The organism is Streptomyces sp. NPDC008121, from assembly GCF_042957155.1.
Classification (GTDB): Bacteria; Actinomycetota; Actinomycetes; order Streptomycetales; family Streptomycetaceae; genus Streptomyces.
The window spans coordinates 811,075-836,207 of the sequence record NZ_JBIBHT010000003.1 but is presented as its reverse complement, the minus strand read 5'-3'; the positions used below and the strand labels follow the sequence as shown (position 1 = coordinate 836,207).

The window sequence follows — 25,133 nt, the reverse complement described above, 5'->3', positions numbered from 1 at the left end:
CTCACGCAGGGACGTCCAGTCGGTAACCGACGCCCCGCACCGTACGGATCAGGGTCGGGGAGGACGGCACGTCCTCCACCTTGGCGCGCAGCCGCTGGACACAGGCGTCCACCAGACGCGAGTCGCCCAGATAGTCGTGCTCCCACACCAGGCGCAGCAACTGCTGGCGGGAGAGGGCCTGGCCGGGCCGCCGGCTCAGTTCGAGGAGCAGCCGCAGTTCGGTCGGCGTGAGCTGCAGGTCCTCCCCGTTCTTGGTCACGGTCATGGCCGAACGGTCGATGACGAGCGAACCGAACGTGGCCGAGTCCGTGGACTCCCGCTCGCCCCGCCGCAGTACGGCACGGATCCGGGCGTCGAGCACCCGGCCCTGGACCGGCTTGACGACATAGTCGTCGGCCCCGGACTCCAGACCCACGACGACGTCGATGTCGTCGCTGCGCGCGGTCAGCAGGATGATCGGCAGCTGGTCGGTGCGCCGGATGCGCCGGCACACCTCGAAGCCGTCGATCCCGGGCAGCATCACGTCCAGCACGACCAGGTCGGGCCGCTGCTCGCGCAGCAGTTTCAGGCCGTCCTCGCCCGTCGCCGCGGTGGCCACTCGGTGGCCCTGGCGAGACAGGGAGAGCTCGAGGGCCGTGCGGATGGCGTCGTCGTCCTCGATCAGCAACAGGAAAGGCACGGCGCCATTCTGTCCCATGCGGCCCTCGGAGTTCGACTGCGCGGCGTCACCGCCCCCTGTGACACGGCTGTGACAGTCGACGGACACCGCGATGAAGTGCGGGCGGCAAGCTTCTTGGCACACGGACCGAAGCCGACTCCAACCGACGGGGGGCGTGAGATGAACGCACTGCACAGCACCACCTCGAACGCAGTTGTCACGCGTCTCCACGACGTCGTGCGGAGCACCGAGAAGTCCGGCGGGGTGAACGGACGGGGGTGCGTTCGCAGCGCCGGACGTCAGCACAAGGCGCCGTATATGGTCGCCGTGGCTGACGGGGGAGCGGCGTACAGGGAGGGCACGGGGGAGCGGACGTCCCTGTCGGAGGCGGAGTTCACCGCCTACGTACAGGAACGCCGAGCCTCCCTGTACGCCACCGCCTACCACCTCACCGGTGACCGCTTCGAGGCCGAGGACCTGCTCCAGAGCGCGCTCTTCTCGACGTACCGGGCGTGGGAGCGGATCAGCGACAAGGCGGCGGTCGGCGGCTATCTGCGCCGCACCATGACGAACCTGCACATCAGCGCCTGGCGCCGCCGCAAGCTCAACGAGTACCCGACCGAGGAGCTGCCGGAGACGGCGGGCGACACGGACGCGATGCGCGGCACCGAGCTGCGGGCGGTCCTGTGGCAGGCCCTGGCCCGGCTGCCCGAGCTCCAGCGCACGATGCTGGTGCTGCGCTACTACGAGGGCCGTACGGATCCGGAGATCGCGGAGATCCTGGACATCAGTGTCGGCACGGTGAAGTCGAGCATCTGGCGCTCCCTGCGCCGGCTGCGCGAGGACGAGGTCCTCAGCTTCGGCCGTGACGAGGAGGAGTCCTTCGGCGAGCTGGTGGCCTGAAGGAACGGGGGGAACCACGGGGGAGACACGGGGGCCCGTACGGGGGGTACGGGGCACGGGGGAAAAGGCGCGGGTCGGACAAGCCGGGGGGGCTTGTACGGCCCGCGTCGTGTCGTCCCCGTCAGTGCGAGGCGGCCGGGGCGCGGTGGCGGCCCGCCGCCGCGGCGGCGAGACGCCCCAAGGCCTCCTGCTTGGCACAGGGGTGGGCGCCCAGCGCGGTCTGGCGGGCCACGATGGAGCGTTCCGCCCGCATCAGGCGCCAGCCGCGGCGCAGCAGGAACGGGACCGACTTGCGGCCTTCCCTGAGGTCGCGGACGAGCCGGCGGCGGAACGTCGTCGAGGGCCGGCCGCGCAGGCACAGCGCGTCGGCGAGCACGCCGAGGTCCGCGCAGCGCGCCACGATCTCGGCGGCGAAGATGCCCTCCGCGACGAAGAGCGGGGTCCGCCCGATGTCCAGCAGCTCGTGGTCCACGCGTGCGCTGGTGGCGAGGTCGTACACCGGAACGTCCGTACGGCCCGACCGGCACAGGTCCAGGATCGCCGCGACGGCGGTGTCCGCGTCCCAGGACAGCGGCGAGTCCCAGTCGATGTCGGCGCTGCCCGCCACCAGCGGGAGCGTCGGGTCGTCGGCTTCTTTGTAGAAGTCGTCGAGGCGCAGGACGGGGAGGCCGGCGGCGGCGGCGAGGGACGACTTGCCGGAGCCGGAAGGGCCCGCGAGCAGGACGACACGGGTCACAAGCGAAGGGGAACTCACGGGACACCAGTGTGAGGCATCACCCGGGGGAGCGGACCCACCCGGGAGGACGTTGGTGCGCGCATCACGGCGCCACTACTCTCGGTGCCTTCGTGGTTACTCGAAGTCGGAGGACTTTTCATGGCGCGTCACGCAGCATCCGGGACCTCTCGCCGCGGTGCCTGGTCGAAGGCCGGGCTGACCGTCACGGCCGCGGGGGCGGCGGTCCTCGGGCTGGGCGCCGCCGCCCAGGCGGCCCCGTCCGCCCCGGCGCCGCTGCCGGTCGACTCGGTCGTCGGCTCGGACGCGGCGGCCGCCGGGGCGGGCGTCCTCGGTGCCGTCGGCCACGGCGTCGGCCCCCTGACGGAGCTGCAGCTCGACCCGCTGGCCAACACCGGCGTCGACCCCCTCGCCAACGGCGTGGGCACCCAGGTCGCGGACTTCCGCCCGGTGGGCACGAACCTGGTGACCGACCCCGTCACGAAGGGCGGGGCGCTGGCCGATCTGCCCGTGGCCGGCGAGGCGGTGAAGACTCTGCTGCCCCGGTAGCGACGCCCGGTTCCGTACGGAACGCGCGCGACGGCCCCCGGGGTCGGTTCCCCGGGGGCCGTCGTGCGGTGGTGCTCGGTGTGTCAGTACGAGGAGCCCGAGGCGCCCAGTGAACCCGTCGGGTGCCACACCGTCTTCGTCTCCAGGAAGGCGGTCAGCCGCTCCGTGCCCTGGGGCCGCGTGAAGTCCGTCGCCCGCGGGCGCAGGACGCGCTTGAGGTTGTCCGCCGCCGCGATCTCCAGCTCGCGCGCGAGGTCCGCGTCCGCGCCGGTCAGGTCGATGGCGTTGACGTCCTGGTGCGCCGCGAGGTGCGGGCCCATCTCCGACGCCTTGCCGGAGAGGATGTTGACGACGCCGCCCGGAAGGTCGGAGGTGGCGAGCACCTCGCCCAGGGACAGGGCCGGCAGCGGGGCCTTCTCGCTCGCGATCACGACCGCGGTGTTGCCGGTCGCGATCACCGGGGCGATCACCGACACCAGGCCGAGGAACGAGGAGTCCTGGGGCGCCACGACGGTGACGACACCGGTCGGCTCCGGGGTGGAGAGGTTGAAGAACGGACCCGCGACCGGGTTCGCCCCGCCCACGACCTGGCCGATCTTGTCCGTCCAGCCGGCGTACCAGACCCAGCGGTCCACGGCCGCCTCGACGATCTCAGCCGCCTTGGACTTGGACAGGCCCTCGGCCTGCGCGACCTCGCGCACGAACTGGCTCTTGCGGCCCTCCAGCATCTCGGCGACGCGGTAGAGGATCTGGCCGCGGTTGTACGCCGTCGCGCCGGACCAGCCGCCGAACGCCTTGCGCGCCGCCACGACGGCGTCACGGGCGTCCTTGCGGGAGGAGAGCGGCGCGTTCGCCAGCCACTTGCCCTTGTGGTCCTGCACTTCGTACACCCGGCCGCTCTCGCTGCGGGGGAACTTGCCCCCGACGTACAGCTTGTAGGTCTTGAAGACGCTCAGACGGTTCTCATCAGACATCGAGGTACGCCTCCAGGCCGTGGCGACCGCCCTCGCGGCCGAAGCCCGACTCCTTGTAGCCGCCGAAGGGCGAGGTCGGGTCGAACTTGTTGAACGTGTTGGCCCAGACGACACCGGCGCGGAGCTTGCCGGCCACGGCCAGGATCCGCGAGCCCTTCTCCGTCCAGATGCCCGCCGACAGGCCGTACTGGCTGTTGTTGGCCTTGGCGACCGCCTCGTCCGGCGTACGGAACGTCAGCACGGAGAGCACCGGGCCGAAGATCTCGTCGCGGGCGATGGTGTGCGCCTGCGTGACGTTGGTGAAGAGCGTCGGGGCGAACCAGTACCCGGACGCGGGCAGTTCGCAGGACGGCGACCAGCGCTCGGCGCCCTCCGACTCGCCCTTCTCCACCAGCGTGGTGATCCGGGACAGCTGCTCGGCGGAGTTGATCGCGCCGATGTCGGTGTTCTTGTCCAGCGGGTCGCCGAGACGCAGCGTCGACAGGCGCCGCTTGAGCGAGTCGAGCAGCTCGTCCTGGATCGACTCCTGGACCAGCAGGCGCGAACCCGCGCAGCAGACCTGGCCCTGGTTGAAGAAGATGCCGGTGACGATGCCCTCGACGGCCTGGTCGATGGGCGCGTCGTCGAAGACGATGTTCGCGCCCTTGCCGCCCAGCTCCAGCGTCAGCTTCTTGCGGGTGCCGGCGACCGAACGGGCGATGGCCTTGCCGACCGCGGTGGAGCCGGTGAAGGCGACCTTGTTCACGTCCGGGTGCTCGACGAGCGCGGCGCCGGTGTCGCCGTAGCCGGTGAGGATGTTGACGACACCCTTGGGCAGCCCCGCCTGGCGGCAGATGTCCGCGAAGAACAGGGCGGAGAGCGGGGTGGTCTCGGCGGGCTTCAGGACGACGGTGTTGCCGGTGGCCAGGGCCGGGGCGATCTTCCACGCCAGCATCAGCAGCGGGAAGTTCCACGGGATGACCTGGCCGGCCACGCCCAGCGGGCGGGGGTTCGCGCCGTAGCCGGCGTGGTCGAGCTTGTCGGCCCAGCCGGCGTAGTAGAAGAAGTGCGCGGCGACGAGCGGGAGGTCCGCGTCGCGGGTCTCCCGGATCGGCTTGCCGTTGTCCAGGGTCTCCAGGACGGCCAGCTCACGGCTGCGCTCCTGGATGATCCGGGCGATGCGGAAGAGGTACTTGGCGCGCTCGGAGCCGGGCAGCGCCGACCACTTCTCGAACGCCTTCCTGGCCGCCTTCACCGCGCGGTCGACGTCCTCGGCGCCCGCCTGGGCGACCTCGGCGAGGACCTCCTCGGAGGAGGGCGAGACGGTCTTGAAGACCTTGCCCTCGGCCGCCTCGACGAACTCGCCGTCGATGAACAGGCCGTACGACGGGGCGATGTCGACGACCGAGCGCGACTCGGGCGCCGGGGCGTACTCGAATACAGATGCCATGATCGATCAGTCCACCGTGACGTAGTCGGGGCCGGAGTAGCGGCCGGTCGCCAGCTTCTGACGCTGCATGAGCAGATCGTTGAGCAGGCTGGAGGCGCCGAAGCGGAACCAGTGGCTGTCCAGCCAGTCCGCTCCCACGGTCTCGTTGACCAGGACCAGGAACTTGAGGGCTTCCTTGGTGTTGCGGATGCCGCCGGCCGGCTTCACGCCGATCTGGACGCCGGTCTGCGCGCGGAAGTCGCGCACCGCCTCCAGCATCAGCAGCGTGTTGGCGGGGGTGGCGTTGACCGCGACCTTGCCGGTCGAGGTCTTGATGAAGTCGGCGCCGGCCATCATCCCGAGCCAGGAGGCGCGGCGGATGTTGTCGTACGTGGACAGCTCGCCGGTCTCGAAGATCACCTTGAGGCGGGCGCGGTCGCCGCACTCGGCCTTGATCGCGGCGATCTGCTCGAAGACCTGCAGATACCGGCCCGCGAGGAAGGCGCCACGGTCGATGACCATGTCGATCTCGTCGGCGCCTGCGGCGATCGCGTCGGCGGTGTCGGCGAGCTTCACGGGGAGCGCGGCGCGCCCGGCAGGGAAGGCCGTGGCGACGGAGGCGACCTTGACGTCGGAGCCCGCGACGGCGGCCTTGGCGGTGGCCACCATGTCGGGGTACACGCAGACGGCGGCGGTCGTCGGGGTCGTACGGTCGGACGGGTCGGGATGGACGGCCTTGGCGGCGAGCGCCCGGACCTTGCCCGGGGTGTCCGCGCCTTCGAGCGTCGTCAGGTCGATCATCGAGATGGCCAGGTCGATGGCGTAGGCCTTGGCCGTCGTCTTGATCGAGCGGGTGCCGAGGGACGCGGCGCGCGCCTCCAGGCCGACGGCGTCGACGCCGGGCAGCCCGTGGAGGAAGCGGCGCAGCGCACTGTCGGACGCGGTCACGTCGGCGAAAGTGTGTGCTGCAGGTGCAGTGGTGGGCATGGTCACCAGTCGAGCATATCTACGCGCGTAGCGACCTGTACAGGCCCCGCCTTCCTTCGCGTGCCCGAGCCGCCTGAGCCGTGGCGGGGGCGCTGAGGCAGAATCGGCGGTATGACGAGCCCCCAGCCGCCCGCCGAGCCGGCCTACGCCGACCGCGTCTTCCGTTCGCCCTTCGGGATCGCCGGCGGAGTCCTGACGCTCGCACTCGTCGGCTGGTTCTGCGGTGACGCGATCGTCCGCGGCCACGGGCGGACCCCGTGGGTGGCGCTGGCGGCGCTCCTGTTCCTCGTGCCGCTCATCGTGGCGTTCACCTTCCGGCCCGCGGTCTACGCGAGCGAGGACCGGCTCCGGATCCGTAACCCGTTCCGCGACATCACGCTGCCGTGGGCCGCCGTCGCCGACGTCCGGGCCGGGTACTCCAGCGAGGCGCTCACCCGGTCCGGGACGAAGTACCAGCTCTGGGCCGTCCCCGTCTCGCTGCGCCAGCGCAAGCGGGCCGCGCGGCGCCAGACCCGCGCCGCGCAGGACGACCCGCACGGCCGCACGTCCGTCCACGCCGATGTGAGCGACGCCTCCCGGCTCGCCCCCGCCGACCGGACGGTCGCCGACCTCCGCGACCTCGCGGAGCGGTGCGGCACCCGGCCCGGAGCCCAGGGCGAGCCGCGGCTGCGGTGGGCGTACGAGATCATCGCGCCCGCGGCGGCCGGTCTGGTGCTGCTCGTGGTGCTGCTCGCGACGGGCTGAGCGTCCGCCGTACGACGAAGGGCCGGGGACGCACGCGGTGCGCACCCGGCCCTTCGCTCTGCCTACCGTCGGCTCAGGGGGCGTGGAAGCCCTGGACGTCGGCGATGAGGTCGACGCTGCCGTTGCGGTTGTAGAAGCTGACCTTGCCGTCCTTGACGGGGACGACGACGAGGTTGGGGACGGTCTGTCCCGCGGCGACGTTGAGGTTCGACGCGCTGGTGCGGGTCGTGCCGTAGGGGTGCACGGAGACGAACGTTCCCGCCGTGGGGTTGGTGGCGGTGACGTTGAGGACGACGGCGGTGACTCCGGTGGCCGGGACGCCGCCCTTGCCCGCGACCGTCAGGGTGACCGTCTCGCCGGCGCCGACCTTGGCCTTGGCCACGCCCGTGCCGTCCCGGGTGTCCATCACCCGTGACGGTGTCACCGGCTCGTAGAGCGAACCCGCTTGTGTGTCGGTGTAGTACCCGGCGACGTCGGCGATGAGGTCGACGCTGCCGTTGCGGTTGTAGAAGCTGACCTTGCCGTCCTTGACGGGGACGACGACGAGGTTGGGGACGGTCTGTCCCGCGGTGACGTTGAGGTTCGACGCGCTGGTGCGGGTCGTGCCGTAGGGGTGCACGGAGACGAAGGTCCCCGCCGTGGGGTTGGTGGCGGTGACGTTGAGGACGACGGCGGTGACTCCGGTGGCCGGGACGCCGCCCTTGCCCGCGACCGTCAGGGAGACGGTCTTGTCGGCGCCGACCTTGGCCCTGGCCACGCCCGTGCCGTCCCGGGTGTCCATCACCCGCGACGGCGTCACCGGCTCGAACCGGGAACCGGAGCCCGTGAGGGTGTAGTACCCGGCGACGTCGGCGATGAGGTCGACGCTGCCGTTGCGGTTGTAGAAGCTGACCTTGCCGTCCTTGACGGGGACCACGACGAGGTTGGGGACGGTCTGTCCCGCGGTGACGTTGAGGTTCGACGCGCTGGTGCGGGCCGTGCCGTAGGGGTGGACCGAGACGAACGTTCCCGCCGTCGGATTGGTGGCGGTGACGTTCATGACCACCGCGGAGACGCCCCTGGCCGGGACGCCGCCCTTGCCCGCGACCGTCAGGGAGACGGTCTTGCCGGCGCCGACCTTGGCCTTGGCCACGCCCGTGCCGTCCCGGGTGTCCATCACCCGTGACGGTGTCACCGGCTGGTACGCCCCGGAGGCCAGGGACTGGGCGCGGGTCAGCGCGACGTCACCGGTCAGCGTGAGCGCCGCTCCCTCGCCGTCCGCCGGGACGGCCGTCAGCGACCAGTCGTACAGCCCGTCCGGCAGCGTCGTCCCCGACGCGTCCTTGCCGTCCCAGGTCGCCTCGATCCGGCCGCGGGTCTCGCCGCCCTGGAGGGTTCGGACGACGGTGCCGGCCGCGTCGCGGACGGCGATCCGCCAGGACGAGGCGGGCTTGGACAGCCACCAGCTGCCCGACCACGTCGGGTCGGCGGCCTTGCGGTCCAGGACCCCGGCGGGGGCAAGGGTGTCGAGCACCCGCAGGGGCGGCGCCGCCACCCCGACGGGTACGACATGGATGTTCTCCGCGGCGTCCACGTAGGAGACGTGGCCGCCGAACCGGTCCACGGTCCAGCCGCGATGCGGTACGGGATCCGCCACGGTCCCGATGACGCGGGTCGCCCCGCCCCCGCGCAGGGGGGTGGCGGAGACCGTGTGGCCCTGGACGTGGGCGATGTAGCCGTCGCCGAGCAGTGCGGAGGTGTGGGCGGGCAGGGAGACGTTCGCGGACGTGTCGAGGTTCTTCACCCCGGTGGCCGTCGCGCACTTCCAGTACACGGCGGCGCCGACCGCCTGCAGCCCCGTCAGGTCGCAGTTCGCCACCTTCACCGAGCGCGTGGTCGCGCCGGTCCTGACGTCGACCGCGTCGACGACCCCGGCGGTCCCGCTCTCCACCCACAGCGTGCCGCCGTCGAGCGAGGTCAGCCGGTCCCCGATCGCACGGGAGAAGACGTTCTTGTCGGTGTCGATGTCGTGGACCTTGTACGTCTTCGGCGTGCTGTGGTCTTCGACGTACGCGACGTACCGGCCGGACGACTGGAATCCGGACGGGTCGAGACGGGTGTCCGTCCACTGGTTGCGCTCGAGAACGCTCCCCTCCTCGGCGACCCGGACGTTGCCCGGGTATCCGGTCCAGAGGAGCCGGCCGTCGCCGGAGGGAACGATCGTCTCGCACGAATCGCGGCAGTATCCCGGGACGTTGTTGTAGCCGTCCTGGCCGCGGTCGATCCTCGGACCCGCCGCGAGGTCACCGCTGAGGGTGAGGTTCCGGGAGACGACCGCCGCCGCGTTGTACCGGTCGTACTCGTAGTTCTCGGTGCCGTGCAGGACGCCCTGCGCGACGACCAGCTGTTCCGTGCGGGTGATGCCCAGCGCGGTCTCGTACAGCGGCGTGAGGACGGGCTCGGACCCGTCCTCGGGGATCTGGACCCGATGAACCTTGTACGTCCCGTCCGCGCCCTTGACCGTCGCCAGCGCGCCGTCGTCCGGGGCGCCGAGGACCGCGTCGGCGTCGAACGCCGGGCGTGGCTCGCCCCCGTCCAGCGGATACAGCGCGTGCGGGTCGTCACCGTCCTGGTACTTCTCTCGGACCACCGCGTAGTCGCCCAGGAGCGCCGAGGGCGGCTCGGGTACGGAGATCTCCGCGACCGGCCGGGTGAGGTCGCCCTCGGTGTCCCACACCTTGAGGCGGCCGGTTCGGTAGTCGAAGTCCATGACGCGCGAGCCGACGAGCGGCGCGGTGCGGCCGGTGATGTCGTACGCGATTCCCGTCGGACGGACGACCAGGTCGTCGAGGCCGACCCAGCCGACCCGTTGGGCGCCGTCCGCCGTGTACGAGACGAAGAACCCCTTGCCGTTGCCCTGATCCCTGTGGGCCGTGACCCGCTCGGCACCGGCCGGCGCGATCACCGTGCGGTCCTTCAGCACACCGTTCTCGTGGGAGAGGACATGGACGGTCTTCGCGCCCGCGTGTTCGGTGGTGACGACCGAGCCGGCCTCGACATGGGCGAACGACTGGTTCACGGGGACCGTCACGGTCCGCTCGGCAGCCGTGGGGCCGTCCTGGAAGACCACCCGCTTGGGTCCCCCCAGCGGCTCGTACAGGCGGGCGATCCCGGTACCCGTGCCGTACACGTTGTGGGCGTCCTTGGCGTCGTACCGGACGGCGGCGCCGTCGGCGTACGTCACCCAGACGTACCCCTGCCAGTCTTTCTGCAGGAAGCCGGTCGCCCCCGCGTAGACGATCTGCCCCGGGACCCGGGACTTCTGGGCCGGGATGGTGAGCGGTGCCGTCGGGGTCGCGCCCTCCGCCGCGACCGCCGGCCCGCCGGTGAGCGGCAGGAGCGTGGCGGCCGCCGCCGCGGCGACGGCGACGGCGATCGCCGCCGGTCGCCGACGTGCCTGATCCGTGTGTCTTCTCGCGCGATAGCGCAAAGTGGCCCCCCACTGTGGTTAAACGGTCAAAGGTTCGAGGCTAACAACGGACTCTGACGACCCCTCTGCTTCCCTCGTCACGACTCCGTCCCGACTGTCACAGCTCTGTGACGGTCACGGGGGCCCGTGCCAGACGAGGAGCATGTAACCGCCCAGCCAGGCCGAGGACAGGGCCGCCGCCGCCAGGACCAGGGCGGCCGCGTGGAGGCGGGCGCGGGCCAGGGCGTGGGCCAGGGGGAGGAGGAGCGGGAAGCCCGGCAGGAGGAAGCGGGCGCGCGGGAAGTAGACGCCGCCGCTGCCGAGGACCACCAGCAGCAGGACCCCCGTGAAGACCAGCAGCGGCAGCGGCTGCCGGTCGCCCAGGCAGAGCAGGAACAGCGCCGCCGCGCCGATCAGCACCACCGAGACCACGACCAGGAAGAGCTGGGGCCTGCGGTCGTACACCAGGAGCTCCCGCAGGGTCCGCGCGGTCTCGGCGCCCCCGTCCCACTCGTTCGTCCACAGTCGCTGGACGGCGAAGTAGCCGTCCCAGCGGCCCAGGCGCAGCCCCACCCAGCCCACATAGCCGAGCCAGCCCAGCGGGGCCGCGAGCGCCGCCGCCAGGGCGGGGCGGCAGCCGCGCCGGGCCGCGAGCAGGCCGGCGGCCGTCACCGCCGCGGCGAGGGCGATCCCGGTCGGCCGGGTCAGCCCCGCGGCCACCGCGAGCCCCGCCGCCCAGGCCCAGCGGCCGGTGAGCACGGCGTACAGCGCCCAGGCGGTCAGCGCGGTGAACAGCGACTCGGTGTAGCCCATCCACTGGACGACGGCGACCGGCAGCGCGCCCCACAGCACGGCGAGGACGGTGCCGGTCCGGCGGCCGTGCAGCCGGTCGCCGACGGCGAAGACGCCCCAGGCGGCGATCAGCGAGCAGACCCCGGCGACCACCAGCGCCACGGAGGCCGGTGAGCCCGGCGTGAGGGCGGAGAAGACCCTGATCAGCGCGGGGTAGAGCGGGAAGAACGCGAGGTTGTTGCCGTAGGTCCGCTCGCCGAGCTCCTGGGCGTAGCCGTGTTCGGCGATGCCCAGGTACCAGGACGAGTCCCAGGAGGTCGCCAGCGTCGGCCAGACGCCGTGGCCGCGCAGATGCGCCCAGCGGGTGAGGACCAGCAGGCCCAGGAGCCGTACCACCAGATAGCCCAGCAGCGCGGGGGCGGCGTGCCGCAGGTTTCCGCGCACCCGCTCCGGGAGGGCGTCGCGCGGCGGGTCCTGAGGCCGTCGCGAGGCGGGCACGGTGGGGCGGACGGTCAGCACCGGGGGCACCGCGGCGGCTCCAGGGGTGGACGTTCGGGATACCGGGTCACCCTGGCCCGGGGCACCTGATCGCGGGACGCGCGTTGCATCCGTTGCCGTACCGGATTCACTCGTACGGGAAGGACGGAGGACGTGACCGGGGGCGCGGGGGGAAAACGGCGAGGGGCCCGTACGGAAGCGATTCCGTACGGGCCCCTCGGGCGTGTCGTCGCAGCACCGCCGACCGGGCGGGCGCCTGGGACCGGCGGGTGCTCAGAGGCGGGCGCCTGGGCCGGGCGGGTGCTCGGAGGCCGGTGCCTGGGACCGGCGGGTGCTCAGAGGCCGGCGGCGATCGCCAGGTCCCGCTTGATCGCGGCGAGCACCTCGGCGCCCTTCGCGCGGGCCGCGGCCAGCTCGTTCGCGCCGCCGACCGGGACCACGACCTCCAGGTAGCACTTGAGCTTGGGCTCGGTGCCGCTGGGGCGGACGATCACCCGGGCCTTGTGCTCGCCGTCCAGGTAGTAGCGCAGACCGTCCGTCGGGGGCAGCGACTCCGTGCCCTTCGTCAGGTCCTCCGCCCGCGTCACGGTCAGGCCGGCCAGCGAGACCGGCGGCCGCTCGCGCAGCGCGCTCATGGCGTCGGCGATGACGCTCAGGTCCTCGACCCGTACCGACAGCTGGTCCGTGGCGTGCAGGCCGTGCGCCACCGCCAGGTCGTCCAGGAGGTCGGTCAGCGTCCGGTCCTTCTCCTTCAGCTCCGAGGCCAGCTCGGCGACCATCAGCGCGGCGGTGATGCCGTCCTTGTCGCGGACGCCCTCGGGGTCGACGCAGTACCCCAGCGCCTCCTCGTAGCCGTACCGCAGGCCGTCGACGCGGGCGATCCACTTGAACCCGGTCAGGGTCTCCTCGTAACCGACCCCGGCGGCCTCGGCGATGCGGCCGAGCAGCGAGGACGACACGATCGACTCGGCGAAGACGCCCCGCGCGCCCTTGCGGACGAGGTGCGCGGCGAGCAGCGAGCCCACCTCGTCGCCGCGCAGCATCCGCCAGCCGCCCTCGGCACCGGCGTCCGGCACCGCCACCGCGCAGCGGTCGGCGTCGGGGTCGTTGGCGATCACGATGTCGGGGTGCACGGCGCGGGCCGCCTCGAACGCGAGGTCCATCGCGCCCGGCTCCTCCGGGTTGGGGAAGGCGACCGTCGGGAACGCCGGGTCCGGCTCGGCCTGCTCGGCGACGAGCGCCGGCGGCGGGAACCCGGCGCGCGCGAAGGCGGCGGTCAGGACGTCCTTGCCGACGCCGTGCATGGCGGTGTAGACGGTCCGCACGGTCCTGGGCGACCCAGGGGTCAGGACGGCCTCCGTACGCGCCAGGTAGGCCTCCAGGACCTCGTCGCCGAGGGTCTCCCAGCCGGTCTCCGGGCGGGGCACGTCGGCGAGCGAGCGCACGGCGGCGATCTCGGCGGCGATCTCCGCGTCGGCGGGCGGCACGATCTGCGAGCCGTCGCCGAGGTAGACCTTGTAGCCGTTGTCGCGCGGCGGGTTGTGGCTCGCGGTCACCTCGACGCCGGCGACGGCGCCCAGGTGCCTTATGGCGAACGCGAGGACGGGCGTCGGCAGCGGGCGCGGGAGCAGGGCGGCGCGCAGGCCGGCGCCGGTCATCACGGCGGCGGTGTCGCGGGCGAAGTCGGCGGACTTGTAGCGGGCGTCGTAGCCGATGACGACGAGGCCGCCCTCCTGGCCCTTGGCCTTGAGGTACGCGGCGAGTCCGGCGGCCGCGCGGATCACGACCGAGCGGTTCATCCGCATGGGTCCGGCGCCCAGCTCCCCGCGGAGGCCGGCGGTGCCGAACTGCAGCGTGCCGGCGAACCGGACCGCGAGCTCGTCGGTCTCGCCGTCGGCGAGGAGCCGGGCCAGCTCGTCGCGGGTCTCGTTGTCGGGGTCCTCGGCGAGCCAGGCCTGGGCCCGGGCGAGGAGGTCGTCCTGCGTCACGGTGTGTGCCTTTCGGAGGGTACGGACGGGAGGGCGCGGGCGGGTTCTCTTCCCCGCCCCGCCCCTTCCCGAACGGGGGAGGAGGCCGGGGAGGCGGCGCGGCTCCTGCGGATGCCGCCCTGAGGGTGCCGGTACCGGTGCCGGGCCGCGGTCGTCGAACCCGACCGGGGCCACGAGCCGCCCCCGTGCCGCGCCGGGCGTACGGGCCGGGAGGCGGCCTCCCGGACGCCGGGCCGTGGCGCGACGAGCGCTCCGAGCCACGAAGCCTTACGGACCCGGGCCGACGGGCACCGAGGCCGGGCCTCGGTGCCCGTCGGGCGCCGGAGCCGCGCGCGCTGGGAATGCCGCAGGCCTCCACGCCTGGCAGCCCGACCGGCGACGAAGCCCCACCGGCCGCAGGCGCCCTGGGCGCACGCCCCGCGCCCCGCAGGGGCCCTGGCGTCCGGGGCACGTCGGGCGCGGGGAGGGCTGGGTGCGGGCCTCGGGACCGGCAGACGTCGAGCCGGCCGGGTCGCGACCCGGTCTCGGCGTCGGACAGCTGCCGATCCGGTAGCGGCCCCGGAGTACGAGCGGTCCGCCGGGCGGCCGGGCCGGTCGAACGTCAGATGCGGTCGAGTACGCGGGTGAGCAGTTCGCCCATGCGCGCGGCCGAGTCGCGGCCCGCCTGGAGGACCTCCTCGTGGTTCAGCGGCTCGCCCGAGAGCCCCGCCGCCAGGTTGGTCACCAGGGAGATGCCCAGGACCTCGGCGCCGGCCTCGCGGGCCGCGATCGCCTCCAGGACGGTGGACATGCCGACGAGGTCGCCGCCCATGACGCGGACCATGTTGATCTCAGCCGGGGTCTCGTAGTGCGGCCCGGGGAACTGGACGTACACGCCCTCTTCCAGGGTCGCGTCGATCTCCTGGCACAGTGCGCGCAGCCGCGGCGAGTACAGGTCCGTGAGGTCCACGAAGTTCGCGCCGACGATCGGGGAGGCGGCCGTCAGGTTGATGTGGTCGCTGATCAGGACCGGCTGGCCGGGGCGCATGCCCTCGCGCAGACCACCGCAGCCGTTGGTCAGCACGACGGTCTGGCAGCCGGCGGCGACGGCGGTGCGCACGCCGTGGGCGACGGAGGCGACGCCCCGGCCCTCGTAGAAGTGCGTGCGGCCCAGGAAGACCAGCACCCGCTTCTCGCCGATCTTGTACGAGCGGACCGTGCCGCCGTGGCCCTCGACGGCCGGCGGCGGGAAGCCGGGCAGCTCGGTGACCGGGAACTCGGCCTGCGGGGCGCCGAGCGCGTCGACGGCCGGCGCCCAGCCGGAACCCATCACCAGGGCGACGTCGTGGTTCTCGGTGCCGGTGAGCTCGCGAAGGCGCGTGGCAGCGGCCTCGGCGGCCTCGTACGGGGTGGCAGTTGCGTTCACTGACTCTCTCGCCTCGGGGAGGGGATGTCCGAGGGGAGCGCCCCGGACGGATTTCCTACGCGCAGAAGCGTAGCCCGAGATTGCCTACGCGCGTAGATGACGATGCTGACGGACATGCGATCGTTGTCTTGTCGTTTCCGACGAACGGCGCCGCCGCACGGCGCCCCGCTTCCGCCGAACCGGATCCCGGCCGACAGGCAGGGCCTCCTCCGCCGAAGCGAGGGCGCGGGCCAGGCGTCGCGGGCCAGGCGGAACTTTCCGGACACGACCTAGCAGGGCCGCTTCCGCAGCTCCATCACGTAGTCGTGCGGCGCGCCCGCCGACTCCGCCGCGTCGGCGATCTCGCCGAGGTAGCGCGCGGACGGCAGGCCGCCCTCGTAACCGTTGAGGACGTACACCCAGGCGGGTTCCTCGCCGTCCAGGGTGTGCACCCGCAGCCGCATCCGGCGGTAGATGTCGAGCCCCACGCCTTCCCAGCGGTCCATCGAGTCCTCGTCCATCGGCGCGATGTCGTACAGCGCCACGAAGACCTGCGAGCGCGGCGCCTCCACGATGGTGGCCAGCGCCCCCTCCCACCCCATCTGCTCGCCGCCGAAGGTGAGCCGCCAGCCGTTGAGCCAGCCGGTGCCGCGCAGCGGGGAGTGCGGGGCGCGGCGGGTCATGAGCCGCGCGTCGAGGTTGCCGGCGTACGCGGCGTAGAGCGACATGGGTCCGAGGGTACGGGAGGGGGAGGCGTGATCGCGGAAGCCCGTGGTGGGGGCCGTATGGAGGCCCCGACGAGAGCACCCTTGAAGCGTGCGGGACAATGGGGTACGCACTGCACGCAGCCCCACGGGGTCACCCCCCCGGCAGAACGAGAGCGCGAGGCGTAACCCACGTGACCCGGATCGTGATCATCGGTGGCGGACCCGGCGGATACGAGGCGGCCCTGGTGGGCGCCCAACTCGGCGCGGAGGTGACCGTCGTCGACTGCGACGGCCTCGGCGGCGCGTCCGTCCTGACCGACTGTGTCCCCTCGAAGACCCTCATCGCGACGGCCGAGGTGATGACGACCTTCGACTCCTCGTACGAGGAGCTGGGCATCATCGTGGCCGACGACACCCCGCACGTGGAGCAGGCCGCCCGCGTCGTCGGTGTCGATCTCGGGAAGGTCAACCGCCGGGTGAAGCGCCTCGCGCTCGCCCAGTCCCACGACATCACCGCCTCCGTCACCCGGGCCGGCGCGCGGGTGCTGCGCGGCCGTGGCCGGCTGTCGGGGCAGCAGGCCGTGGACGGCTCCCGCCAGGTGATCGTCACCGTCGCCGACGGCAAGGAGGAGGCGCTCACCGCCGACGCCGTGCTGATCGCGACCGGCGGGCACCCGCGCGAGCTGCCCGACGCCCAGCCGGACGGCGAGCGGATCCTGAACTGGACCCAGGTCTACGACCTCAAGGAGCTCCCCGAGGAGCTCATCGTGGTCGGCTCCGGTGTCACCGGCGCCGAGTTCGCCGGCGCCTACCAGGCCCTCGGCTCCCGGGTCACCCTCGTCTCCTCCCGTGACCGCGTGCTGCCCGGCGAGGACCCGGACGCCGCCGCCGTCCTGGAGGACGTCTTCCGCCGCCGGGGCATGAACGTCATGGCCCGCTCGCGCGCCGAGTCCGTCAAGCGGGTCGGCGACCGGGTCGAGGTCACCCTGGCCGACGGCCGGGTCATCTCCGGCACCCACTGCCTGATGGCGGTCGGCGCCATCCCGAACTCGGCCGGAATGGGTCTGGAGGAGGCCGGGGTCCGGCTGAAGGACTCCGGCCACATCTGGACCGACAAGGTCTCCCGTACCTCCGCCCCGGGCGTGTACGCCGCCGGTGACGTGACGGGCGTCTTCGCGCTCGCCTCGGTGGCGGCCATGCAGGGCCGGATCGCGATGTACCACTTCCTCGGGGACGCGGTGGCGCCGCTGAACCTGAAGACGGTCTCCTCGAACGTCTTCACCGACCCGGAGATCGCCACCGTCGGCTACACCCAGGCGGACGTGGACGCGGGCAAGATCGACGCCCGGGTCGTCAAGCTGCCGCTGCTCCGTAACCCCCGCGCGAAGATGCAGGGCATCCGGGACGGTTTCGTCAAGATCTTCTGCCGTCCCGGTACGGGGATCGTGGTCGGCGGCTGTGTCGTCGCCCCGAAGGCGAGCGAGCTGATCCATCCGATCTCGATCGCGGTCGACAACAATCTGACCGTCGAGCAGATCGCGAACGCCTTCACCGTGTACCCGTCCCTGTCGGGCTCGATCGCGGAAGTGGCACGGCAGTTGCACACCCGAAAGGCGACGGGCGAGGCGTAGTCCGCCCGGCGGGCCGGGGGAGCGCGCGGCGCCCCCCGGCGAGCCCCGGCGAAATCGGGGCCACCGCGCGCATGAGGGGATCGACGACGGGGCTTCCCATATCAGTTGGGAGCCCCGTCTGTGCGCATCTTCTGCAATTCGGCGCATACTGCTGAAAAGTATCGGCCGCTCAGGTTACTGTCAGTTTCGTGTTCGCTGCAGAACGTCGTCAGTTGATCCTCGAAATGGTGCGCGCCAACGGTGCCGTGTCGCTCCGTGAGCTCGCCCGCGTCGTCCAGACCTCAGAAGTGACCGTACGGCGAGACGTGCGGGCACTGGAGGCAGAAGGACTCCTCGACCGCCGGCACGGCGGTGCGGTACTGCCGGGCGGGTTCACGCGAGAGTCCGGCTTCCCGCAAAAGTCCCATCTCGCGACCGCGGAGAAGACGGCCATCGCCGACGTCGCCGCGAGCCTCGTCGAAGAGGGCGAGGCCATCGTCGTCGGCGCCGGGACGACCACGCAGGAGCTGGCCCGCCGGCTCGCCCGCGTGCCCGGTCTGACCGTGGTCACCAACTCCCTGCTCGTCGCCCAGGCCCTCGCCCACGCCAACCGGGTCGAGGTCGTCATGACCGGCGGCACGCTGCGCGGGTCGAACTATGCCCTGGTGGGCAGCGGGGCCGAGCAGTCCCTGCAGGGGCTCCGGGTCTCCCGCGCCTTCCTGTCCGGGAGCGGACTGACCGCCGAGCGCGGCCTGTCCACCTCCAACATGCTCTCGGCGAGCGTGGACCGGGCCCTCGTGCAGGCGGCCGCGGAGGTCGTGGTCCTCGCCGACCACACCAAGCTCGGCACCGACACGATGTTCCAGACGGTGCCCACGGACGTGATCACCCGCCTGGTCACCGACGAGCCCCCGCCGCACGACGACCGGGCGGCGACGGAGCTCCAGGCGCTGGCCGACCAGGGCGTCCAGATCGCGGTGGCGGGCACGGGCGCGGCTCCGGGCGCGGGAGGTGACCAGGTCCCCCCGGGCGGCGGCCGCCCCCGACGTGACGTACCGCTGCCCGGTCAGCGGGGGCGGTATCCGGCCGGGCAGTTCCGCGGCGCCGCCGCGATGGCCGCCGAGCCGCTCGCGCAGGAGAGAACCGCCCGCGTCGCGGACATGCGCCGCCGCTGACCCTCCCTGCCGCCGCGAACCGCCCCGCCCGCCGAGGGCGCGGCGGCGCCCCGTCACCTCGCGAGGCCCCGCAGCGTCAGGGCGAGCAGCCGGTCCGCCAGGCCCCGGTCGTCCGGCGACTGTTCGGCGGCCAGGGCGATCGCCTTGGTGAGCTGCATCAGATCGCCGATCGACACGTCCTCGCGGACCGCACCCGCCCGCACGGCCCGGTCGAGCAGCCGCTCGCCCGCCGCCCGCAGCGGGACACTGCACGGCGCGAGCGCCGAACTCTCGTCGCACGAAGCCGACATGAGCGCCCGCGCGAGCCCGCGGTACTCACCCGCATGGGTGATCAGGGCGCGCAGCCACTCGGTGAGCGCCCCGCACGGATCCGCCGCCTCCGCCAGGTCACGGGAGCGCTGGAGCAGCGCCCCCAGCGCCTCCTGGAAGACCGCGTTCACCAGCGCGTCCCGGGTCGGGAAATGCCGGTACAGCGTGCCGATGCCGACCCCCGCCCGGCGGGCGACGTCCTCCAGCGAGGCATCCGTGCCGTGCACCGCGAACGCGGCACGGGCCTCGGCGAGCAGCCGCTCGTGATTGCGGCGCGCGTCGGCACGCATCCTTCCTCCCACCCCCGTTGCGGTCGACCCGGCCCCGTCGACGAAGGGCCCGCAGGCGGAGTGCGCCTGCGGGCCCTTCGTACGGTACCGGTGTGCCCGGGTCAGTCCTTGATCTCGCAGATCGGGGCGCCCGACGTGACCGAGGCGCCGACCTCCGCCGCCAGGCCCTTCACCGTGCCCGAACGGTGGGCGTTGAGGGGCTGCTCCATCTTCATGGCCTCCAGGACGACGATCAGATCGCCCTCCTTGACCTCCTGGCCCTCCTCCACCGCCACCTTCACGATGGTGCCCTGCATCGGCGAGGCCAGGGTGTCACCGGAAGCGGACGGGCCCGACTTCTTCGCGGCGCGGCGCTTCGGCTTGGCACCCGCGGCCAGACCGGTGCGGGCCAGGCTCATGCCCAGCGAGACCGGCAGCGAGACCTCCAGGCGCTTGCCGCCGACCTCGACGACGATCGTCTCGCGACCGGACTCGTCCTCCTCCGCCTCGGCACCGGCCGGGGCGAACGGCTTGATCTCGTTGACGAACTCCGTCTCGATCCACCGGGTGTGGATGCGGAACGGATCGCTGGTGAACGCCGGGTCGACCACGACGGCCTGGTGGAACGGGATGGCCGTGGCCATGCCCTCCACCGTGAATTCCGACAGCGCGCGGGCGGCGCGCTGCAGAGCCTGCTCACGGGTGGCGCCGGTCACGACCAGCTTCGCCAGCAGCGAGTCCCAGGCCGGGCCGATCACCGAACCGGACTCCACACCGGCGTCCAGCCGGACACCGGGACCGGTGGGCGGGTTGAAGACGGTGACGGTGCCGGGCGCCGGCAGGAAGTTGCGGCCCGGGTCCTCGCCGTTGATACGGAACTCGAAGGAGTGACCGCGCACCGGCGGGTCGTCGTAGCCGAGGACCTCGCCGTCGGCGATGCGGAACATCTCCCGCACCAGGTCGATGCCGGTGACCTCCTCGGTCACCGGGTGCTCGACCTGGAGACGGGTGTTGACCTCCAGGAAGGAGATCGTGCCGTCGGTGCCGACGAGGAACTCGACCGTGCCGGCGCCGACGTAGCCGGCCTCCTTCAGGATCGCCTTCGACGCCGCGTACAGCTCCGCGTTCTGCTGCTCCGTCAGGAACGGCGCGGGCGCCTCCTCGACGAGCTTCTGGTGGCGGCGCTGGAGGGAGCAGTCACGGGTGGAGACCACGACGACGTTGCCGTGCGTGTCCGCCAGGCACTGCGTCTCGACGTGACGCGGCTTGTCGAGGTAGCGCTCGACGAAGCACTCGCCGCGACCGAAGGCGGCCACGGCCTCGCGGACGGCGGAGTCGTACAGCTCCGGGACTTCCTCCAGGGTGCGGGCGACCTTCAGGCCGCGCCCGCCACCGCCGAAGGCGGCCTTGATCGCGATCGGCAGCCCGTGCTCCTCGGCGAAGGCGACGACCTCGTCCGCGCCGGACACCGGGTCCGGCGTGCCCGCGACCAGCGGCGCACCGGCGCGCTGGGCGATGTGACGGGCGGCCACCTTGTCACCGAGGTCGCGGATGGCCTGCGGCGGCGGGCCGATCCAGGTCAGACCCGCGTCGAGCACGGCCTGGGCGAACTCGGCGTTCTCGGAGAGGAAGCCGTACCCGGGGTGGATCGCGTCCGCCTCCGCGTCCTTGGCCGCCTGCAGCACCTTGGCCATGTCCAGATAGCTGGCGGCCGGGGTGTCACCGCCCAGAGCGAACGCCTCGTCGGCCGCGCGGACGTGCAGAGCGTCCCGGTCCGGGTCGGCGTAGACGGCTACGCTCGCGATCCCGGCGTCCCGGCACGCCCTGGCGACGCGGACAGCGATTTCGCCACGGTTGGCGATGAGCACCTTGCGCACGATGGCTCCCTCCTTGAAACAAGCTGAGTTTAGGGACTGCCGACACGGCCTTTCGACCCGTCCCCAGTGGTGAGCTTGCCCACACGGAGCGTGATACGAGGCCCGCTCGGGTCGTGAAATCCCTTGTCGCACCACGGTACGCAGGGTTCCTTTACGGCACAGTAGCTCCGAGGTGTGGCGCAGGTCTCTGTTCCAGCGGCCAGTCGCCGAGCGGGTTTCTTTGTGGAGTCCCTACGAATGGCCCAATGATTCTTTGCCGTCGGCTCCGGCTGCGCGGACCCTTGTCCGAAGGTTTACCAGTCAGTAGCCTTCGCGCTGTCGTCCGTACTGCAGGTAACAGCCGTACTCAGGGGGTGGCCCGCGTGGCCCGAAGACCGATAGCACTCGTGACGGCGGCGGTGCTCCTCCTGGAGGCGCCGGGCATCGTTGTCCTCAACGCCGTGATGGCGCGGTTCGTGGAGATCCAGTCGATGTCCCTCGACGGGCTCGACCCGGACGCGATGGTGACGGGCACCTGGGCGCTCGGCATCGTCTCGGGCGTCCTGCTGGCCCTGTGCGCCCTGGTGGCCGCCCTGGCGGGCATCCGCGACCGGCGTCCGGGCCGGGCGGGCCGCGCCCTCCTCATCGGCTGCGCGGTGATCCACGGCATCCTCGCCGCGGTGACGGTCGGTCTGATCGGCTGGGGCGCCTTCGCGTTCCTGTCCGTGGTGCTCGGTCTCGTCGTCCTGACGCTGGTGGCGTACGGGAAGACCGAGGGAGGCCCCGAAGGGGCTCCGGCGACCGCCTAGGGGGCGCTCAGGTCCACAGGTCGGTGATCGGGACCCCGAGCTTGCCGAGCAGCGTGCGCAGCAGCGGCAGGGACAGTCCGATCACGTTGCCCGGGTCGCCGTCGATGCCCTCGATGAACGGCGCCGAGCGGCCGTCCAGGGTGAACGCGCCCGCCACGTGGAGGGGTTCGCCGCTCGCCACGTAGGCGGCGATCTCGTCGTCCGTGGGCTCGCCGAAGCGGACCACGGTGGAGGCGGTCGCCGATTCGTACCGCTTGGCGGCCGTGTCGTAGACGCAGTGGCCCGTCTGGAGGATGCCGACCCGGCCCCGCATGGCCTTCCAGCGGGCCGTGGCCTCCTCGGCGTCGGCCGGCTTGCCCAGGGCCCGGCCGTCGAGCTCCAGGACGGAGTCGCAGCCGATGACGAGCGCGCCGAACGCCTCGGGGCGGGCGGCCACGTGGGCGGCCTTCGCCTCGGCGAGGGCGAGGGCGAGTTCGGCCGGGGTCGGGGCGTGCGTCTTGTCCTCGTCGACGCCGCTCACGATGACCTCGGGGGCGAGTCCGGCCTGCCGCAGCAGTCCGAGCCGGGCGGGGGAGGCGGAGGCGAGCACGACACGGCGGCGATCAGCAGTCATGGGGGAAGCGTAGCCAGTCCGCGGCACCGGCCGCGGGCGCGCCGGCCCGCGCGCCCGGCGCGGGCGGGGTCCTTCGGCTCCCCGGGCGCGGGTGACGGCGTCAGTGCAGGCCCGCCGCGAGCATCGCCACCAGCATCGCCAGAGCCAGCAGGATGGACGCGCGCCGCAGCATCGCCTGCATGTCGCGCATCTCCTTGGGGGGCTCGTTCTTCGGGTCGGACCAGAGCATGTCCCGATCCTGCGGCCGACGGCGGCCGGTGCGCCTGAGTACCCGTACTCAAGACCCCCGGTCCCGATGGACTACTCACCCCCGGGTGAAGACCCCGGCACCGGCCGCCGTGAGGGCCGCCGTGACCGCTCGCTCGGCGTCGTCGGCCCCCAGCGGCTCGCGGGTGATCATGAAGCGGTAGTAGAGCGGGGCCGAGACGGCCCGGAGCAGTTCGAGGCCGTCGGTCCCCGCCGGGACCTCGCCGCGGGCGGCGGCCCGCTCGACGACCGGGGCCCATTCCTCCAGGCGGGCGCGGTAGAAGCCGTTCAGGGCGGCGGCGCACTCCTCGTCGCAGGCCGCGGCGGCGATGACCGCGCGGAAGACCGCGCCCATCCTCGGATCGGTGAGGGTGTGGCGTACGAGCGTGGCGTTGGCCCGCAGGTCGTCGGCGAGGCTCCCGGTGTCGGAGGCGGGCAGGGAGCGGTCCGCCATGTCCCGCAGGAGGTCGGTCACGAGGCCGACGGGGGAGCCCCAGCGGCGGTAGACGGTCGTCTTGCCGACCCCCGCGGCGGCGGCGACGTGGTCCATGTTCAGCGCGTGGAAGCCGGCGCCGGCGAGGGCGTCCTCGGTCGCGGCCAGGACCGCCGCGCGGACCTTGGCGGTACGGCCGCCGGGCCGGACCGTGCCGGGCGTGCCCTCCGCGGCCGGCGTCCCGGCCCCCGTCCCGGCCCTCTCTCCGCCCCCGGGCCCGTTCCCGGCTCCGTTTCCGGCCTCCGGGCCGCCCTGGCGACCGCCGCCCTCCGGGCCACCGGCTCCACCCAAATGGGTCTGCTGTTCCATTAACGCCTCCGACTCTGCTACCGTCCTTCCATCTTAACGGAACTTGGTTCCCGTTAGCCCTCGGAAGGGTCGTGTCATGAAGAAGTTCCTCCCGCCGCTGCTCGCCGCCGCCCTCGGCCTCACCCTCCTCTCCGGCCCCCCGGCCGGCGCCCGCCCCGCCCACGGGCCCGGCTGGCAGGCCGCCTGGGGCGCCGCCCCGCAGGCGCCCGCCACCGGCTTCACCCCGAACTGGTCGCAAGAGGGGTTCTCGCGCCAGACCGTCCGTCAGGTCGTCCGCGTCACCGAGGACGGCGACCACCTCCGGATCCGGCTCTCCCACGCGTACGGCACCTCGCCGCTCGTCGTCACCGGCGCCACCCTCGCCCGTACGGACACCGGCCCCGGCCGGGCCGCCGCGGTCGTACCCGGCTCGGTCCGCCACCTCACCTTCGGCGGCAGACGGTCCGTGACCGTCCCCGCCCGCGGCGAACTGCGCAGCGACCCCGCCACCCTCCCGGTGCGCCGGCTGGAATCCGTCACCGTCACGCTCCACTTCGCCGGGACGACCGGCCCCGCGACCTTCCACTCCCAGGCCTGGGCCGACAGCTACCGGGCCGAGGGCGACCACCGCGCCGATGTGAGCGGCCGGGCGTTCACCGCCCGCACCTCGTCCTGGTACTACCTCAGCGGGGTGGAGGTGAGCGGCGGGACCCCGCCCCGCTCCGGCGCGGTGGTCCTCTTCGGCGACTCCCTCACGGACGGCTTCGGCTCCACCCCCCACGCCGACCGCCGCTACTCCGACGCGCTCGCCGAGCGCCTCGACCGGCCCGTGGTGAACTCCGGCATCGGCGGCAACCTCGTCCTCAACGACTCCGCCTGGTACGGCGAACGGGCCACCGCCCGCTTCCGCCGCGACGCCCTCGACCAGCCCGGCGTCTCCACCGTCGTCCTGCTCCAGGGGGTCAACGACATCGGCTTCAGCGAGGCCGCGCTCAAGGCCGACCCCGCGCCCACCTACAAGCCCTCGCCGGTCGTCACCTCCGCCGAACTCATCGCCGGGTACCGGACGCTGATCGACGCGGCCCACGACCGGGGCGTGCGGATCGTCGGCGCGACGCTGCCGCCCTTCAAGGGCAGCAGCCACTGGGGCCCGACGGCCGAGCGGACCGCCGCCGAGGTCGACCACTGGATCCGTACGTCCGGGGAGTTCGACGCGGTCGTCGACTTCGCCCGGCTCCTCGCCGACCCGGCCGACCCCCGGGCGCTGCACCCCGCCTACGCGTACGAGGACCGGCTGCACCCGAACGACGCCGGCTACCGCCTCATGGCCGAGGCGGTCGCCCCCCTCGTCTGACCGCGCCCGGCCGGACCGGGGGACGCGCGAAGCTCTTCCGTACGGCGCTGCCGGCCGGCCCCGGGACGCGCGAAGGCCGGACCTCCCGCACAAGAGGTCCGGCCTTCCGTGCGCGCAGGCGTCAGACGGGCCAGTAGGAGCGCGCCCACGAGCGCGGCCCCGGCCGGTGCCGTACCCCGCGGGCGATCCGCGACGGGTCGGACCAGCCCTCGGGAACCCCCGGGCCGCCCTCGGCGGCGGACGCCGCCGCCGTCGCCGCGGCCCGGGCCTGGACCACCGCCAGTGCGGCGGCCAGCTCCTCCGGGGTCGGATTGCCTCGAACGACCTTGATCACAACG

At 72.8% G+C, this 25,133-nt stretch carries 23 protein-coding genes; 7 read left to right on the top strand and 16 right to left on the bottom strand.

The genetic code is table 11. From position 1 onward, the window contains the following. Window position 1: 1 nt before the first annotated feature. Window positions 2–679: a two-component system response regulator AfsQ1 gene (afsQ1, locus tag ACFZBD_RS13820; protein ID WP_175439295.1), complete on the bottom strand. Its 678-nt coding sequence runs from the start codon at window positions 677–679 to the stop codon at window positions 2–4. 159 nt (window positions 680–838) lie between these two features. Between afsQ1 and ACFZBD_RS13815 the strand changes: the two genes are divergently transcribed. After that, window positions 839–1,561: a SigE family RNA polymerase sigma factor gene (locus ACFZBD_RS13815; protein ID WP_391139553.1), complete on the top strand. Its 723-nt coding sequence runs from the start codon at window positions 839–841 to the stop codon at window positions 1,559–1,561. 121 nt (window positions 1,562–1,682) lie between these two features. On the opposite strand, the gene ACFZBD_RS13810 is transcribed toward ACFZBD_RS13815, so the two are convergent. Next, window positions 1,683–2,315 (bottom strand): uridine kinase, encoded by a 633-nt coding sequence (locus ACFZBD_RS13810; RefSeq protein ID WP_391139552.1) that lies wholly within the window; start codon window positions 2,313–2,315, stop codon window positions 1,683–1,685. Between the two features lie 120 nt (window positions 2,316–2,435). Here ACFZBD_RS13810 and ACFZBD_RS13805 point away from each other — a divergent pair, with 120 nt between their 5' ends. Then, a complete protein-coding gene (locus ACFZBD_RS13805; protein ID WP_391139551.1) occupies window positions 2,436–2,843 on the top strand; it encodes a hypothetical protein in 408 nt (135 codons plus the stop codon). Window positions 2,844–2,926: 83 nt separating this feature from the next. On the opposite strand, the gene ACFZBD_RS13800 is transcribed toward ACFZBD_RS13805, so the two are convergent. The 3 genes from ACFZBD_RS13800 to deoC are packed head-to-tail and all read right to left on the bottom strand — an operon-like array spanning window position 2,927 to window position 6,212. Continuing rightward, window positions 2,927–3,817, bottom strand: a complete 891-nt coding sequence (locus ACFZBD_RS13800) for an aldehyde dehydrogenase family protein (RefSeq protein WP_391139550.1) — start codon at window positions 3,815–3,817, stop codon at window positions 2,927–2,929. After that, window positions 3,810–5,246 (bottom strand): aldehyde dehydrogenase family protein, encoded by a 1,437-nt coding sequence (locus ACFZBD_RS13795; RefSeq protein WP_391139549.1) that lies wholly within the window; start codon window positions 5,244–5,246, stop codon window positions 3,810–3,812. The genes ACFZBD_RS13800 and ACFZBD_RS13795 overlap by 8 nt, the downstream gene beginning before the upstream one ends. 6 nt (window positions 5,247–5,252) lie before the next feature. Continuing rightward, window positions 5,253–6,212, bottom strand: coding sequence for a deoxyribose-phosphate aldolase (gene deoC / locus ACFZBD_RS13790; protein WP_391139690.1), 960 nt, complete (start codon window positions 6,210–6,212; stop codon window positions 5,253–5,255). A gap of 111 nt (window positions 6,213–6,323) precedes the next feature. Here deoC and ACFZBD_RS13785 point away from each other — a divergent pair, with 111 nt between their 5' ends. Beyond that, the gene (locus tag ACFZBD_RS13785; RefSeq protein ID WP_391139548.1) at window positions 6,324–6,956 is read left to right on the top strand and encodes a PH domain-containing protein; all 633 of its coding nucleotides are present in this window, start codon (window positions 6,324–6,326) and stop codon (window positions 6,954–6,956) included. Between the two features lie 73 nt (window positions 6,957–7,029). Here ACFZBD_RS13785 and ACFZBD_RS13780 read toward each other — a convergent pair whose 3' ends face one another. The 5 genes from ACFZBD_RS13780 to ACFZBD_RS13760 all read right to left on the bottom strand — a co-directional run bounded on the left by ACFZBD_RS13780 (window position 7,030) and on the right by ACFZBD_RS13760 (window position 15,794). Beyond that, the gene (locus ACFZBD_RS13780) at window positions 7,030–10,425 is read right to left on the bottom strand and encodes a FlgD immunoglobulin-like domain containing protein (RefSeq protein ID WP_391139547.1); all 3,396 of its coding nucleotides are present in this window, start codon (window positions 10,423–10,425) and stop codon (window positions 7,030–7,032) included. A gap of 114 nt (window positions 10,426–10,539) precedes the next feature. After that, window positions 10,540–11,724: a mannosyltransferase family protein gene (locus tag ACFZBD_RS13775; protein WP_391139546.1), complete on the bottom strand. Its 1,185-nt coding sequence runs from the start codon at window positions 11,722–11,724 to the stop codon at window positions 10,540–10,542. A gap of 305 nt (window positions 11,725–12,029) precedes the next feature. Continuing rightward, window positions 12,030–13,682: a phospho-sugar mutase gene (locus tag ACFZBD_RS13770; RefSeq protein WP_391139545.1), complete on the bottom strand. Its 1,653-nt coding sequence runs from the start codon at window positions 13,680–13,682 to the stop codon at window positions 12,030–12,032. A 601-nt stretch (window positions 13,683–14,283) separates the two neighbouring features. After that, the gene (locus ACFZBD_RS13765) at window positions 14,284–15,087 is read right to left on the bottom strand and encodes a purine-nucleoside phosphorylase (protein WP_391139544.1); all 804 of its coding nucleotides are present in this window, start codon (window positions 15,085–15,087) and stop codon (window positions 14,284–14,286) included. Between the two features lie 269 nt (window positions 15,088–15,356). Then, the gene (locus ACFZBD_RS13760; RefSeq protein ID WP_058941468.1) at window positions 15,357–15,794 is read right to left on the bottom strand and encodes a gamma-glutamylcyclotransferase; all 438 of its coding nucleotides are present in this window, start codon (window positions 15,792–15,794) and stop codon (window positions 15,357–15,359) included. Between the two features lie 170 nt (window positions 15,795–15,964). On the opposite strand from ACFZBD_RS13760, the gene ACFZBD_RS13755 reads away from it, so the two are divergent. Then, entirely contained in the window at window positions 15,965–17,404 is a 1,440-nt protein-coding gene (locus tag ACFZBD_RS13755) for an NAD(P)H-quinone dehydrogenase (protein ID WP_391139543.1), read from the top strand. Between the two features lie 224 nt (window positions 17,405–17,628). Then, entirely contained in the window at window positions 17,629–18,558 is a 930-nt protein-coding gene (locus tag ACFZBD_RS13750) for a DeoR family transcriptional regulator (protein ID WP_391139689.1), read from the top strand. A 53-nt stretch (window positions 18,559–18,611) separates the two neighbouring features. Here the strand turns inward: ACFZBD_RS13750 and ACFZBD_RS13745 are convergent, their stop codons facing one another. Both ACFZBD_RS13745 and ACFZBD_RS13740 read right to left on the bottom strand, forming a co-directional pair. Next, window positions 18,612–19,157: a TetR family transcriptional regulator gene (locus ACFZBD_RS13745; RefSeq protein WP_391139542.1), complete on the bottom strand. Its 546-nt coding sequence runs from the start codon at window positions 19,155–19,157 to the stop codon at window positions 18,612–18,614. Between the two features lie 101 nt (window positions 19,158–19,258). Then, window positions 19,259–21,013, bottom strand: coding sequence for a biotin carboxylase N-terminal domain-containing protein (locus ACFZBD_RS13740; RefSeq protein WP_391139541.1), 1,755 nt, complete (start codon window positions 21,011–21,013; stop codon window positions 19,259–19,261). Between the two features lie 362 nt (window positions 21,014–21,375). Here ACFZBD_RS13740 and ACFZBD_RS13735 point away from each other — a divergent pair, with 362 nt between their 5' ends. Continuing rightward, window positions 21,376–21,801 (top strand): hypothetical protein, encoded by a 426-nt coding sequence (locus ACFZBD_RS13735; protein WP_391139540.1) that lies wholly within the window; start codon window positions 21,376–21,378, stop codon window positions 21,799–21,801. Between the two features lie 7 nt (window positions 21,802–21,808). On the opposite strand, the gene ACFZBD_RS13730 is transcribed toward ACFZBD_RS13735, so the two are convergent. The 3 genes from ACFZBD_RS13730 to ACFZBD_RS13720 all read right to left on the bottom strand — a co-directional run bounded on the left by ACFZBD_RS13730 (window position 21,809) and on the right by ACFZBD_RS13720 (window position 23,462). Then, window positions 21,809–22,414, bottom strand: a complete 606-nt coding sequence (locus tag ACFZBD_RS13730) for a Maf family nucleotide pyrophosphatase (RefSeq protein ID WP_391139539.1) — start codon at window positions 22,412–22,414, stop codon at window positions 21,809–21,811. Window positions 22,415–22,514: 100 nt separating this feature from the next. Then, the gene (gene mmpB / locus ACFZBD_RS13725) at window positions 22,515–22,643 is read right to left on the bottom strand and encodes a morphogenic membrane protein MmpB (protein ID WP_261992414.1); all 129 of its coding nucleotides are present in this window, start codon (window positions 22,641–22,643) and stop codon (window positions 22,515–22,517) included. 75 nt (window positions 22,644–22,718) lie between these two features. Beyond that, on the bottom strand, window positions 22,719–23,462 hold the full coding sequence (locus ACFZBD_RS13720; RefSeq protein ID WP_391139538.1) for a TetR/AcrR family transcriptional regulator C-terminal ligand-binding domain-containing protein: 744 nt from the start codon (window positions 23,460–23,462) through the stop codon (window positions 22,719–22,721). 76 nt (window positions 23,463–23,538) lie between these two features. Here ACFZBD_RS13720 and ACFZBD_RS13715 point away from each other — a divergent pair, with 76 nt between their 5' ends. Further along, complete coding sequence (locus ACFZBD_RS13715; protein ID WP_391139537.1) at window positions 23,539–24,795, top strand: GDSL-type esterase/lipase family protein; 1,257 nt, start codon at window positions 23,539–23,541, stop codon at window positions 24,793–24,795. A 121-nt stretch (window positions 24,796–24,916) separates the two neighbouring features. Here ACFZBD_RS13715 and ACFZBD_RS13710 read toward each other — a convergent pair whose 3' ends face one another. Beyond that, window positions 24,917–25,129 (bottom strand): acyl-CoA carboxylase epsilon subunit, encoded by a 213-nt coding sequence (locus tag ACFZBD_RS13710; protein WP_391139536.1) that lies wholly within the window; start codon window positions 25,127–25,129, stop codon window positions 24,917–24,919. Window positions 25,130–25,133 lie beyond the last annotated feature (4 nt).

Coding starts and splice junctions, on each gene's coding strand:
- ACFZBD_RS13815 (WP_391139553.1), top strand. CDS start 839: ATGAACGCACTGCACAGCACCACCTCGAACGCAGTTGTCACGCGTCTC.
- ACFZBD_RS13805 (WP_391139551.1), top strand. CDS start 2,436: ATGGCGCGTCACGCAGCATCCGGGACCTCTCGCCGCGGTGCCTGGTCG.
- ACFZBD_RS13800 (WP_391139550.1), bottom strand. CDS start 3,817: ATGTCTGATGAGAACCGTCTGAGCGTCTTCAAGACCTACAAGCTGTAC.
- ACFZBD_RS13795 (WP_391139549.1), bottom strand. CDS start 5,246: ATGGCATCTGTATTCGAGTACGCCCCGGCGCCCGAGTCGCGCTCGGTC.
- deoC (WP_391139690.1), bottom strand. CDS start 6,212: ATGCCCACCACTGCACCTGCAGCACACACTTTCGCCGACGTGACCGCG.
- ACFZBD_RS13785 (WP_391139548.1), top strand. CDS start 6,324: ATGACGAGCCCCCAGCCGCCCGCCGAGCCGGCCTACGCCGACCGCGTC.
- ACFZBD_RS13760 (WP_058941468.1), bottom strand. CDS start 15,794: ATGTCGCTCTACGCCGCGTACGCCGGCAACCTCGACGCGCGGCTCATG.
- ACFZBD_RS13750 (WP_391139689.1), top strand. CDS start 17,629: ATGGTGCGCGCCAACGGTGCCGTGTCGCTCCGTGAGCTCGCCCGCGTC.
- ACFZBD_RS13745 (WP_391139542.1), bottom strand. CDS start 19,157: ATGCGTGCCGACGCGCGCCGCAATCACGAGCGGCTGCTCGCCGAGGCC.
- ACFZBD_RS13730 (WP_391139539.1), bottom strand. CDS start 22,414: ATGACTGCTGATCGCCGCCGTGTCGTGCTCGCCTCCGCCTCCCCCGCC.
- mmpB (WP_261992414.1), bottom strand. CDS start 22,643: ATGCTCTGGTCCGACCCGAAGAACGAGCCCCCCAAGGAGATGCGCGAC.
- ACFZBD_RS13720 (WP_391139538.1), bottom strand. CDS start 23,462: ATGGAACAGCAGACCCATTTGGGTGGAGCCGGTGGCCCGGAGGGCGGC.
- ACFZBD_RS13715 (WP_391139537.1), top strand. CDS start 23,539: ATGAAGAAGTTCCTCCCGCCGCTGCTCGCCGCCGCCCTCGGCCTCACC.